Origin of the sequence: Streptomyces lincolnensis (assembly GCF_021173675.1) — a bacterium.
GTDB lineage: Bacteria > Actinomycetota > Actinomycetes > Streptomycetales > Streptomycetaceae > Streptomyces > Streptomyces lincolnensis_B.
In genome coordinates this window covers 785361-796938 of sequence record NZ_JAIHON010000002.1, presented here as the reverse complement: position 1 = coordinate 796938, position 11578 = coordinate 785361, and the positions used below count along the sequence as shown (strand labels likewise).

Here is an 11578-nt window from a genome sequence, read left to right as displayed (position 1 = left end):
TCCCAACCGGTGATCCGGCCGGAGACGGGGTATCAACTAAATCTGGCGTTGATTTTTGGCACGCTGTTGAGTTCTCAAGGAACGGACGCTTCCTTTGTACTCACCCTCTCGGGCTTTCCTCCGGGCGCTTCCCTTCGGTCTTGCGTTTCCGACTCTATCAGATCCTTTCGGGCCTGATTCCCTGTCGGCGGGATGTGCCGGAAGGCTTTGGCTTTCGCCTGTCGGCCTTTCGACATTCACTACGTTAGCCGATTCCCTCGCCAACTCATAATCGAGTCCCGCAGATTCGGAATTCAGGCGTGCAGGCACGCCGAATTCACCCCTGCTGAGGGGAAGTCGTAGGTAGTGGTTTGGCCGCTTCCGGCTGCAGGCGATTGCCGTACCCGGTTCAAGCGGCTCGGGCTACGTTACGCGCCCGTCCAAGGCGAGTCAACTTCGGCGGCGCCTCGGGACGTGGGCCCGATAGGGGCTCACCGTCGGGTCGTTGGCGATCCAGAAGCGCCACGGATGGATGTCACCGTTGCCGCCCTCGCCGGCCACGCCCGTGCGTGGACCGCTGCGTACCTGGTCGGAGGTGACGGGGGTACCGGTCAGGATCCTCAGCGGGGTCTCGCCGGGGGCGCAGGCGTCGGTGCCGTCGAGGGCCCGGTCCACACCGAGGGCGGTGGCCAGACGGGCGGGGCCTTTGGCCAGTTCCATGTCGTTTCGGGCCGAGAGTCGACGTTTGCGCGCGAGTTCGGCGCCTTCGACGATCTCGCCGGCGCGCAGGAGGACCGCGCTCGCCGTCCCCTCCGGACCGCACACCAGGTTCATGCAGAACCACATGCCGTAGGTGAAGTAGACGTAGACGTGTCCGGGGGGACCGAACATCACCCCGTTGCGGGCCGTGCGGCCCCGGTATGCGTGGGAGCCGGGGTCATTGGGGCCGTCGTAGGCCTCGACCTCTGTGATGCGGAGGGTGATCGGACCGTGCGGGGTGCTGCTGACGAGGACGCGGCCCAGGAGGTCGGGGGCGACTTCCAGTACGGGCCGGTCGAAGAAGTCCCGGGGCAGGGGCGTACGGTCGGGGGTCGCGATCATGCCGTCCGAGGGTAGTGCAGACGGGTGGATGCAGCGGGGTGGTCAGGGCGGGCTCGCCTTGCAAGGGTGAGGTTCCGGAACCGGCCACGGCTGGATCGCGTTTGTAGGGATCAAGGATCCATACGTAGAGGGAGAGACATGGCGTTCAAGAAGCTGCTCGCGAGCCTGGGGGCCGGCGGTGCTTCGGTGGAGACCGTGCTGACCGAGGTCAACGTCGTTCCGGGTGGTGTCGTCCAGGGCGAGGTGCGGATCCAGGGCGGGTCCGTCGACCAGCAGATCGAGGCGCTGTCGGTCGGTCTTCAGGCCAAGGTCGAGGTCGAGAGCGGCGACCAGGAGTACAAGCAGGACATCGAGTTCACCAAGCAGCGGCTCGGCGGGGCCTTCGAGCTGAAGGCGAACGCGGTGCACACGGTGCCGTTCGGGCTGGAGATCCCGTGGGAGACGCCGATCACGACGATCGACGGCCAGTCGCTGCGGGGGATGAACATCGGCGTCACCACCGAGCTGGAGATCGCGCGTGCCGTGGACTCCGGTGACCTGGACCCGGTGAACGTGCACCCGCTGCCCGCGCAGAAGGCCATCCTGGACGCCTTCATCCAGCTGGGCTTCCGCTTCAAGAACGCCGACCTGGAGCGCGGTCTCATCCGGGGTACGCGCCAGAAGCTCCCCTTCTACCAGGAGATCGAGTTCTTCCCGCCGCAGCAGTACCGGGGACTGAACCAGGTCGAGCTGAGCTTCGTCGCCGACCAGAGCGTGATGGACGTCGTGCTGGAGATGGACAAGAAGCCGGGACTGTTCAGCGAGGGCAGCGACACCTTCCGCTCCTTCCAGGTGGGTCTGCACGACTACCAGGGCACCGACTGGGTCGCGTATCTCAACCAGTGGCTGTCCGAGGTCGGCAGCAAGCGCAACTGGTTCTAGGCTCGGAACTGCTGATTCCAGTCTTCGATCAGGAGGTACCGAGGTGACCGAGCTCAAGCGGCGGCCGCTGCCCCATGACTTCCACCCGCCCGTGCCGTCGTTCACGGTCACGAGCGAGGACGTCGCGGAGGGCGCGACGCTCAAGGACGCTCAGGTCCACGCGGCCGGCAACACCTCGCCGCACCTGCGGTGGGAGGGCTTCCCGCCGGAGACCAAGAGCTTCGCCGTGACCTGCTACGACCCCGACGCCCCGACGGGCAGCGGGTTCTGGCACTGGGTCGTGTTCGACATCCCGTCCTCGGTGACCGAGTTGCCGGTGGGCGCGGGCAGCGGCAAGTTCGAGGGGCTGCCGGAGGGGGCCGTACAGGCTCGGAACGACTACGGGTCGAAGGACTTCGGTGGTGCCGCTCCGCCGCCCGGGGACGGGCCGCACCGGTATGTCTTCACGGTGTACGCCGTGGACCAGGAGAAGCTCGGTCCCGCTTCCGACGCCTCTCCCGCCTTCGTCGGCTTCAACCTGCGGTTCCACGCGATCGCGCGCGCCCATTTGATCGGTGAGTACGAGGTGCCCGCCGAAGCCTGACGTTCACGGGACGTTTGCCCGTCTCTGGTCTTGGAATTGATCAGAGGCGGGCAGTTTTTATTGCGTTGTCCATCTCGGCGTGCCCGGCCAGAGTTGATCCAAGCCCGCCAGTGGGTGGGCCGGTGACGTGGGAGGTGGGCTGGATGCGTGACACGCTGGTGCTGAATGCGAGCTTCGAGCCGCTGTCGACAGTGACGTTGAACCGAGCCGTCGTTCTGGTGCTTCAGGACAAGGCCGTCGTCGAGCAGTCCCACCCCGAACTGCGCATGCGCGGAGCCGCGGTCGACATACCGGCGCCCCGGGTGATCAGGTTGTGCAGGTATGTACGGGTGCCGTTCCGAAGACAAGCCCCGTGGTCGAGGCGGGGTGTTCTGGTGCGGGACCGGCACAGGTGCGCGTACTGCGGCCGGCGGGCGACGACCGTGGACCATGTGGTGCCGAGGGCGCAGGGTGGTCAGGACACCTGGCTGAACACGGTGGCTTCGTGCGCGGAGGACAACCACCGCAAGGCGAACCGGACTCCGGAGGAGGCGGGGATGCCGTTGCTGCGGCAGCCGTTCGAGCCGACTCCCGCCGACGCGATGCTGTTGTCCTTGGGCCGCGAGGACTTCTCGGCTCTGCCGGAGTGGTTGGCCCGCGATGCGGCCTAGCCGGTCGTCTTGAAGGCAGCCCCGCACCCCTGGAGTGGGTGCGGGGAACCTCTGTTTTCCAGCCCGACGGGTCTCAGTCGATCGATGGCTTCTCCCGGCGCTCCGAGCCGCTGCCGCCGCCGTTGCCGGAGGAACCGCCCCCGCCCATGGCGCCGAAGTTGCCCATCGCGCCCGACAGGCCCTTGAGGGCGTCGCCGATCTCGCTGGGGACGATCCAGAGCTTGTTGGCGTCGCCCTCGGCGATCTTCGGGAGCATCTGGAGGTACTGGTAGGACAGGAGCTTCTGGTCCGGGTCTCCGGCGTGGATGGCCTCGAAGACCGTACGGACGGCCTGGGCCTCGCCCTCGGCGCGCAGGGCGGCGGCCTTGGCCTCACCCTCGGCGCGCAGGATCTGGGACTGCTTCTCACCCTCGGCGGTGAGGATCGCCGCCTGACGCGTACCTTCGGCGGTGAGGATCGCGGCGCGCTTGTCACGGTCGGCGCGCATCTGCTTCTCCATCGAGTCCTGGATGGAGGTGGGCGGCTCGATCGCCTTGAGCTCGACGCGGTTGACGCGGATGCCCCACTTGCCGGTGGCCTCGTCGAGGACGCCGCGCAGGGCCGCGTTGATCTCCTCGCGGGAGGTCAGGGTCCGTTCCAGGTCCATGCCACCGATGATGTTGCGGAGCGTGGTGACGGTGAGCTGCTCGATCGCCTGGATGTAGCTGGCGACCTCGTAGGTCGCGGCGCGGGCGTCGGTCACCTGGTAGTAGATGACCGTGTCGATGTTCACGACCAGGTTGTCCTGGGTGATCACCGGCTGGGGCGGGAACGGCACGACCTGTTCACGCAGGTCGATGCGGTTGCGGATGGTGTCGATGAACGGGACGACGATGTTGAGGCCCGCGTTGAGCGTGCGCGTGTAGCGGCCGAACCGTTCGACGATCGCTGCGCTCGCCTGCGGGATGACCTGGATCGTCTTGATGAGGGCGATGAAGACCAACACCACCAGGATGATCAAGACGATGATGACCGGTTCCATCGTGCTCCCCGTACCCTTCTCGGCTTCGGCGCTTTCGGAAGATCTTATGGTGTTGAAGATCTTGCTGGACGAGTCTGACAGACCGTCGGGTAACTCGTGGTGCGTTCGGTTCAGTTACGTCGTCCGAGGTCACATGACGATCGCCGTGGCACCCTCGATCTCCACGACGTCCACTTCCTGACCCACTTCGAAAGCGCGCCCGGTGTCGAGGGAACGGGCCGACCAGACCTCTCCGGCGAGCTTGATCCGGCCGCCGGAACCGTCGACACGCTCCAGCACGAGGGCCTGTTTGCCCTTCAACGCGTCCACTCCGCTGACGAGTTGGGGGCGCTGCGAGCGGTGCCGGGCGGCGACGGGCCGCACCACGGCGATGAGGGCGGTCGAGACGGCCGCGAAGACCAGCACCTGGACGACGACGCCCCCGCCGAGTCCGGCCGCGATCGCCGCCGCTCCCGCGCCCACCGCGAGCATGCCGAACTCCGGCATCGCGGTCACCACGAGCGGGATTCCGAGCGCTGCCGCGCCGATGAGCCACCACACCCATGCGTCGATGTCGTTCACGTGGTCATGGTAGGTCCGCAAGTCCCGCCACGGACAGGGCGCATGGGACCCGAACCTGCTTCTTACCCGTGTTTTCGCGGGTACTTCACCGGGTCACGACAGAGGAAGGCCCTGCGCGGTCCAGCGCTCACCGACCTGTTCGACGACGAGCGGGAGACCGAAGCAGAGGGAGAGGTTGCGGGAGGTGAGCTCCAGCTCCAGCGGGCCGGCGGCGAGGACCTTGCCCTGGCGGATCATCAGGACGTGGGTGAAGCCGGGGGCGATCTCCTCGACGTGGTGGGTGACCATGAGCATCGAGGGGGCGATCGGGTCGCGGGCGAGACGGCCGAGACGGCGTACGAGGTCCTCGCGGCCGCCGAGGTCGAGACCGGCGGCGGGCTCGTCGAGGAGGAGCAGCTCGGGGTCGGTCATCAGGGCGCGGGCGATGAGGGTGCGCTTGCGCTCGCCCTCGGAGAGGGTGCCGAACCTGCGGTCCAGGTAGTCGCTCATGCCGAGGCGGTCGAGGAAGGCGCGGGCGCGCTGCTCGTCGATCTCCTCGTACTCCTCCTGCCAGCCGGCGGTCATGCCGTAGGCGGCGGTCAGCACGGTCTGGAGGACGGTCTGCCGCTTGGGGAGCTTGTCGGCCATGGCGATGCCGGCCATGCCGATGCGCGGGCGCAGCTCGAAGACGTCGGTGCCGGGCTTGCCGAGGGTCTCGCCGAGGATGGTGGCGGTGCCCTTGCTGGGGTAGAGGTAGCTCGACGCGAGGTTCAGGAGCGTGGTCTTGCCGGCGCCGTTCGGGCCGAGGATGACCCAACGCTCGCCCTCCTTGACCGACCAGGAGACCTGGTCCACCAGAGCCCGGTCCTCACGGACCACGGATACGTCCTGAAGCTCCAGAACATCGCTCATGAGCGCGTTGTCTCCCCTTGCAGTGTGGCCGGTCTCGGCTGTCGCGTAAGCCAGTGGCTCGGTCCGCCGCGCCGGTGGGCGCAGTCCTCTAGGAAATCTACGCCACCGGCCACCCGCTCCCCTCCATCGGTCCGGTCCTTAGGCTGGGGGCATGCTCACGGAACCACGCTCTGGACGCCTTGCCGCTTGGGGAAATGCCCTGTTGGCCGGACTTGTCTCACCTGATGACGCCGTGCTCTCGATCGTCGGGGAGGACGCCGTGCACCGGGTGGAGGGGCTGCCCGGCGAGACGGCGCCGGTCGGTCTCACGCTCGCGCTCGGGCGGCTGCGGTCGCTCGGGGTCACGGGCCTCCGGGTGGCGCTGCCGGCGCCGGGGCATCCGCTGGGGCTGAGCGGCCCGCCGGAGTTCAACGCGCGGGCGCTGGAGGCGAAGGAGGCGGTGGTCTGCCACGGTGCCGCGCTCGGCCTGGTGCCCGAGGTGTACGAGGCCGGGCCCGAGGGTGATGTCCATGTCGAGGTCGTCTGGCACTGCCTTGCCGTGCGGGAGGCGCCGCCGGCCGATGTGCCGTCCCTGGGGGAGGCCGAGCGGGAGCTGGCCGAGGCGCTGCGGGACGCCACCGAGGTGCTGACGCGGCTGGACGTGGCCGGGTCGGGGCCGGTGGCGGAGGCGGCGATCGACGCGTATCGGGCGCGGGCCGAGCGGGGGCGGGAGGTGTTGGCGCCGGGGTATCCGCCGCGGGCGGTGCGGGTGCTGGAGTTGGCGCAGCGGGTGGGGTTGCTGGTGTCGCTGGCCTATGAGAACGGCCATGGGGGCGCGGTGAGTTCGGGGGAGATGGCCGCCCGGGGCGAGGCCCTGCGGCCGGTGGAGCGTACGGCGCGCAGGGCGCAGGTGGCCGCGTACAACGCGTATGTGGAGGAGCGGGAACGGGGGGTTCGCTGAGCCGGGTTCCACGGTGCGCCGTGATTGCCCGGGGGGGCGCTTGCCCGCGCTTGCGGGTGCCGCCTTCTGTGGGACGGGAGCCGCCCTGGGCGGCACGATGGCCCGCAACTCGGCCGAGCACGACCAAAGGCCCCTCGAGTCGCCGTTGACTCAAGAGGCCCTGGTCGGCTGAGACGAGGTCAGTCGTTCGTGCCCGCGTTGCCGAAGGTCGGGTTCAGCAGGGCGATGAGGTTGGCGGTGTTGCCGACCGCGTTCACCGGAACGTGGACCGGGACCTGGACGAGGTTGCCCGAGCCGACACCCGGCGACTTCACGGCCGCGCCGTCGGCTCCCGCGTCGGCGACAGCGGCACCGGCGGCGGCACCCGTGGCGATACCGGCGACGGTGAGGGCCACGGCGGCCTTCTTGGCGATGTTCATGAGAAGCGCTCCTCCTGCGGTTACGTGTCCGACCCGGCCGCGGGTCGTGCGCTGAGAACGCCGGAGGGATCCGGAACGGCACGCGGATTCGAGTCCTCTTGCCCGTTCGGATTATTCGAACGACAAACGGACCGGCCCCCCGGTGCGCCCGGGAGGCCGGAGGTCACTGCCCGTGGGGCGACCGGTCTCAGCGGTTGATGCCGAGGTTGCCGAAGGCGGGGTTCAGCACGCCGATGACGTTCACGCTGTTGCCGACCGCGTTCACCGGGACGTGCACCGGGGCCTGGACGAGGTTGCCCGAGGCGACGCCCGGGGAGCCCACGGCGCTGCCGTCGGCACCCGCGCCACCGGTGGCGGAGGCCATGCCGGCTCCGGCGGCGACCAGACCGCCGGCCACCATCGTCACGGCCGCTGCCTTCTTCAGGTTCTTCATTTCCAAGCCCTCCTAGCGATCACTGCGGCGGTTCACCGCAGCACGCACTGGAGAACGGCGGAGATCCAGGAAGGATGCGCCATCCGGGGGACATTCCCACGACGGTATGAATCTCAGTCCGGAATGCAACGCTCCGTGTTGCCGTGCGGGGCGCGCGCCGGGCGCGTTTCAGCCGGTCAGGCCATGGCGTACGGCCCAGAGCGCCGCCTGGGTGCGGTCCGCCAGGTCGAGTTTCATGAGGATGTTCGAGACGTGGGTCTTGACGGTCTTCTCGGAGAGCACCAGGGCACGGGCGATCTCGCGGTTGGACCGGCCGTCGGCTATCAGCCCGAGCACCTCGCGCTCCCGTTCGGTGAGCGAACCGCCTCTCCCCTGGCCGGAGTTGTTCTCCTCCTGGGACAACAGGGCGCCCGCGACCTCGGGTTGGAGCAGGATGTGTCCGGCGTGCACGGACCGGATGGCGCCGGCCAGGGCGTCGGGGTCGACGTCCTTGTAGACGTAGCCGGCGGCACCCGCCCGCAGTGCCGGGACCACCGTGCGCTGCTCGGTGAAGCTGGTGACGATGAGCACGCGCGCGGGGTTGTTCAGTTCGCGGAGCTTGCGCAGGGCCTCCACGCCGTCCATGCCGGGCATCTTGACGTCCATGAGGACGATGTCGGGCTTCAGTTCCTCGGCGCGGGCGACGCCCTCGGCGCCGTCGGCGGCCTCGCCCACGACCTCGATGTCGTCCTGCACTTCCAGGAAGGTGCGCAGCCCCCGGCGGACCACCTGGTGGTCGTCGACGAGCAGGACCTTGATCGCGTCAGCCACCGGGGACCTCCATCTCGATCGTGGTGCCCTTGCCGGGCGCCGATTCCACGGTCAGCGTGCCGCCGACGCCGCTCGCCCGGTCGCGCATGGAGACGAGGCCGAGGTGGCGTCCCGCGCGGCGTATCCCCTGGGGGTCGAAGCCGCCGCCGTCGTCGGTCACCCGGAGCACGGCTCCGCTGCCGGACCGGCCCAGGCTCACGTCGACGTGGTCGGCGCCCGAGTGCCGCAGGGCGTTGTGCAGGGCTTCCTGGGCGACGCGCAGCACGGCCTCCTCCTGCGCCGCGGGCAGGGCGCGGACGCCATGGCCCGCGAAGGTCACGCGCGCGGTGTGGGCCCGGTCCAGGACCTGGATCTGGGTGCGCAGGGTCGCCACGAGGCCGTCCTCGTCGAGGGCGGCGGGGCGCAGCTCGACGACGGCGGCGCGCAGTTCGTCGGCGGCCTCGGCGGCGAGCGCGGCCACCTGCTGGAGCTCGCCCTTGGCGCGGGAGGGGTCGCGGTCCACGAGAGCGGCGGCGGCCTGGGCGGTCAGGCGCAGGGAGAACAGCTTCTGGCTGACCGCGTCGTGCAGTTCGTGCGCGAGGCGGGAGCGTTCCTCGGCGATGGTCAGTTCGCGGCTGCGTTCGTAGAGCCGGGCGTTGGTGAGGGCGATGGCCGCGTGCTGGGCGAGGATCGCGAGGAGTTCCTCGTCGTCCTCGGTGAAGCCGCAGCCGCCCTCAGGCCGCGGGCAGTTCTTGTTGGCCAGGAAGAGGGCGCCGATGACCTCGTCGCCGTCGCGGATCGGCAGGCCCAGGAAGTCGACCAGGTCGGGGTGGGCGGCGGGCCAGCCCTCGAAGCGGGGGTCCTTGCGGACGTCGGCGAGGCGCTCGGGCCGGGCCTCGTGGAGCATCGCGGCGAGGATGCCGTGCTGGCGCGGGAGGGGGCCGATGGCCTTCCACTGGGCGTCGCTGACGCCGTCGACGACGAACTGGGCGAAGCCGCCGTGGTCGTCGGGGACGCCGAGGGCCGCGTACTGGGCGTCGAGCAGCTCACGGGCCGAGGCGACGATCGTCTTGAGGACGTCGCGCACCTCGAGGTGCCTGCTCATGGCCAGCAGCGCGGTGCTCACCGCGGCCAGTCCGGACCTGGGGCCTTGACTCATGCCCTCACGGTACCGGCGGGGTGTGACAGCGCGGATCCGACCTGTGACGGTGGCCGCCTAGGGCGGGGGACCTAGGGCGAAGGGCCGCCGCGTCTGCTGCCCGCGTCCGACGCGGCGCCCGCGCCCCGGTTCCTACGGTGGGGGCACCGATCGGGGGTGTCGAGGACGAGGAGACGTGTCTCATGCCGGTAGCGATCATCACGGGCGCCTCGAAGGGGCTGGGCCGGGCGCTGGCCGAGGCCCTGGCGGCCCGGGGCTGGGATCTGGTGCTCGACGCCAGGACGGCGCCGGCGCTCCGGGAGACGGCGGAGTGGCTCGCGGCGCACGGAACACGGGTGACCGCCCTGCCGGGGGACGTGACGGACGCCGGGCACCGGGAGGCGCTGGTGGCGGCGGCTCGGCGGCTCGGCGGGCTGGACCTGCTGGTGAACAACGCCAGCGCGCTGGGCGCCGAGCCGCTGGTCCGGCTGGAGAAGCTGTCCCTGGAGGGGCTGCGGCGGGCGCTGGAGGTCAATGTGGTGGCGGCCCTGGGGCTGGTCCAGGAGGCCCTGCCGCTGCTGCGGGCGTCCGGGTCCGGCACGGTGATCGCGGTCAGCTCGGACGCGGCCGCCGAGGCGTACGAGACCTGGGGCGGCTACGGGGCGTCCAAGGCGGCCCTGGAGCATCTGGCGGCGGTGCTGGGCGAGGAGGAGCCGGGTCTGCGGGTGTGGGCGGTGGACCCCGGGGACATGGCGACCGACCTGTACGCGGCGGCCGTACCGGACGACGGCGATCCGCGGCCGGAGCCGGTCACGGTGGTGCCGGCGTTCCTGCGGCTGCTGGACGAGCGGCCCGCGAACGGACGCTACGGCGCTCCCGCTCTGCTGGAGCCACGATGACGGTCGCGGTCCGGGTCCCCGAGGAGCTGTCGGCGCGGGTACCGGCCGAGCAGCGTGGTCCCGGGCGGGGCCGGGACGCCGTACGGCTGCTCGTGTCGCGTGGCGCGGCGGTGTCGCACCACGCGTTCGTCGAGCTGCCCCGGCTGCTGCGGGCGGGGGATCTGCTGGTGGTCAACACCTCGTCCACGCTGGCCGCGGCCGTGGACGGGCGGATCGGGCACGCGCGCGTGGTGGTGCACTTCTCCACGCGCGGGGACGACGGGCGGTGGGCGGTCGAGCTGCGGGATCCGGACGGGAGGGGCACCACACGCGCGCGTGCGGGAGGGCCCGCGGGGACGGAGGTGCGGCTGCCCGGGGGTGTGCGGCTGACGCTGGAGGAACCGGTGGCGGCGCGGAGCGAGCGGCTGTGGTGGGCGCGGGTCGCGGGAGCGGGCGTGCTCGGGCTGCTGCGGGAGTACGGGCGGCCCATCCGTTACTCCTATACGGAGCGGGATCAGCCTTTGTCCGTGTACCGGACGGTGTTCGCACTGCCGTCGCCCGACGGGTCGGGCAGTGCGGAGATGCCGAGCGCGGCGCGGCCCTTCACCGCGCGCCTGGTGGCCGAGCTGGTGAGCCGGGGCGTGCAGTTCGCGCCGATCACCCTGCACACCGGGGTGGCCTCGGCGGAGGCGCACGAGCCGCCGTATCCGGAGCGGTTCTCGGTGCCGGAGGCGTCGGCGCGGCTGATCAACGCCGTGAAGGCGGGCGACGGCCGGGTGATCGCGGTGGGGACGACCGCCGTGCGGGCCGTGGAGTCGGCCGCCGGGTGCGACGGCGTCGTCCGCGCGCGTGCGGGGTGGACCGATCTCGTGGTCACCCCGGAGCGCGGGGTGCGGGTGGTCGACGGGCTGCTGACGGGGCTGCACGAGCCGGAGGCCTCGCATCTGCTGATGCTGGAGGCGGTCGCCGGGCGGGCGGCGATCGACCGGGGGTACGAGGCGGCGCTGCGCGGGCTCTACCTGTGGCACGAGTTCGGGGACGTGCATCTCCTGCTTCCGGAGGAGAACCCTCACACAGAGCATTGCGACAGCAACAGCTGGTGAGACCTTTACGTGCCCGATGTGAGCCCGCACATAGGGCGCAGATCACGTACTAAGAGAAATAGGAGACAAAGGTTTCCCGCATGAACGGGGCAGACGCTCTAATCTGTCCCGTTTTGCCCTTCCCTGATCCACTAACCGGCTTCGTAGGTCACATCTTTGCCACTGCATTTT

At 70.1% G+C, this 11578-nt stretch carries 14 protein-coding genes; 6 read left to right on the top strand and 8 right to left on the bottom strand.

The genetic code is table 11. The features are described from left to right. Nucleotides 1-429: 429 nt before the first annotated feature. Nucleotides 430-1080 carry a DNA-3-methyladenine glycosylase gene (locus K4B79_RS07150; RefSeq protein ID WP_232025406.1) on the bottom strand — a complete coding sequence of 217 codons (651 nt, stop codon included), beginning with the start codon at nt 1078-1080 and terminating at the stop codon, nt 430-432. 138 nt (nt 1081-1218) lie between these two features. Between K4B79_RS07150 and K4B79_RS07145 the strand changes: the two genes are divergently transcribed. The 3 genes from K4B79_RS07145 (at nt 1219) to K4B79_RS07135 (ending at nt 3234) form a co-directional block, all read left to right on the top strand. Continuing rightward, nucleotides 1219-2001 (top strand): sporulation protein, encoded by a 783-nt coding sequence (locus K4B79_RS07145; protein WP_232025405.1) that lies wholly within the window; start codon nt 1219-1221, stop codon nt 1999-2001. Between the two features lie 43 nt (nt 2002-2044). Continuing rightward, nucleotides 2045-2584: a YbhB/YbcL family Raf kinase inhibitor-like protein gene (locus K4B79_RS07140; protein WP_232025404.1), complete on the top strand. Its 540-nt coding sequence runs from the start codon at nt 2045-2047 to the stop codon at nt 2582-2584. A gap of 143 nt (nt 2585-2727) precedes the next feature. Continuing rightward, nucleotides 2728-3234 (top strand): HNH endonuclease, encoded by a 507-nt coding sequence (locus tag K4B79_RS07135; protein WP_232025403.1) that lies wholly within the window; start codon nt 2728-2730, stop codon nt 3232-3234. A gap of 73 nt (nt 3235-3307) precedes the next feature. On the opposite strand, the gene K4B79_RS07130 is transcribed toward K4B79_RS07135, so the two are convergent. The 3 genes from K4B79_RS07130 to K4B79_RS07120 all read right to left on the bottom strand — a co-directional run bounded on the left by K4B79_RS07130 (nt 3308) and on the right by K4B79_RS07120 (nt 5707). Next, nucleotides 3308-4255 (bottom strand): SPFH domain-containing protein, encoded by a 948-nt coding sequence (locus K4B79_RS07130; RefSeq protein ID WP_232025402.1) that lies wholly within the window; start codon nt 4253-4255, stop codon nt 3308-3310. Between the two features lie 129 nt (nt 4256-4384). Further along, complete coding sequence (locus K4B79_RS07125) at nt 4385-4816, bottom strand: NfeD family protein (RefSeq protein ID WP_232025401.1); 432 nt, start codon at nt 4814-4816, stop codon at nt 4385-4387. Between the two features lie 93 nt (nt 4817-4909). After that, nucleotides 4910-5707, bottom strand: a complete 798-nt coding sequence (locus K4B79_RS07120; RefSeq protein WP_232025400.1) for an ABC transporter ATP-binding protein — start codon at nt 5705-5707, stop codon at nt 4910-4912. A gap of 151 nt (nt 5708-5858) precedes the next feature. On the opposite strand from K4B79_RS07120, the gene K4B79_RS07115 reads away from it, so the two are divergent. Then, nucleotides 5859-6647 carry a hypothetical protein gene (locus tag K4B79_RS07115; protein WP_232025399.1) on the top strand — a complete coding sequence of 263 codons (789 nt, stop codon included), beginning with the start codon at nt 5859-5861 and terminating at the stop codon, nt 6645-6647. A 179-nt stretch (nt 6648-6826) separates the two neighbouring features. Here K4B79_RS07115 and K4B79_RS07110 read toward each other — a convergent pair whose 3' ends face one another. The 4 genes from K4B79_RS07110 to K4B79_RS07095 all read right to left on the bottom strand — a co-directional run bounded on the left by K4B79_RS07110 (nt 6827) and on the right by K4B79_RS07095 (nt 9447). After that, complete coding sequence (locus tag K4B79_RS07110; RefSeq protein WP_232025398.1) at nt 6827-7066, bottom strand: chaplin; 240 nt, start codon at nt 7064-7066, stop codon at nt 6827-6829. 187 nt (nt 7067-7253) lie between these two features. Next, complete coding sequence (chpE, locus tag K4B79_RS07105) at nt 7254-7499, bottom strand: chaplin ChpE (RefSeq protein WP_232025397.1); 246 nt, start codon at nt 7497-7499, stop codon at nt 7254-7256. 168 nt (nt 7500-7667) lie between these two features. Then, on the bottom strand, nt 7668-8309 hold the full coding sequence (locus K4B79_RS07100) for a response regulator (RefSeq protein ID WP_232025396.1): 642 nt from the start codon (nt 8307-8309) through the stop codon (nt 7668-7670). Continuing rightward, nucleotides 8302-9447, bottom strand: a complete 1146-nt coding sequence (locus tag K4B79_RS07095) for a GAF domain-containing sensor histidine kinase (protein WP_232025395.1) — start codon at nt 9445-9447, stop codon at nt 8302-8304. Before K4B79_RS07095 ends, K4B79_RS07100 begins: the two co-directional genes overlap by 8 nt. A gap of 182 nt (nt 9448-9629) precedes the next feature. Here K4B79_RS07095 and K4B79_RS07090 point away from each other — a divergent pair, with 182 nt between their 5' ends. Next, nucleotides 9630-10325, top strand: coding sequence for an SDR family NAD(P)-dependent oxidoreductase (locus K4B79_RS07090; protein WP_232025394.1), 696 nt, complete (start codon nt 9630-9632; stop codon nt 10323-10325). Then, nucleotides 10322-11407 carry an S-adenosylmethionine:tRNA ribosyltransferase-isomerase gene (locus K4B79_RS07085; protein ID WP_232025393.1) on the top strand — a complete coding sequence of 362 codons (1086 nt, stop codon included), beginning with the start codon at nt 10322-10324 and terminating at the stop codon, nt 11405-11407. Before K4B79_RS07090 ends, K4B79_RS07085 begins: the two co-directional genes overlap by 4 nt. Nucleotides 11408-11578: the final 171 nt, after the last annotated feature.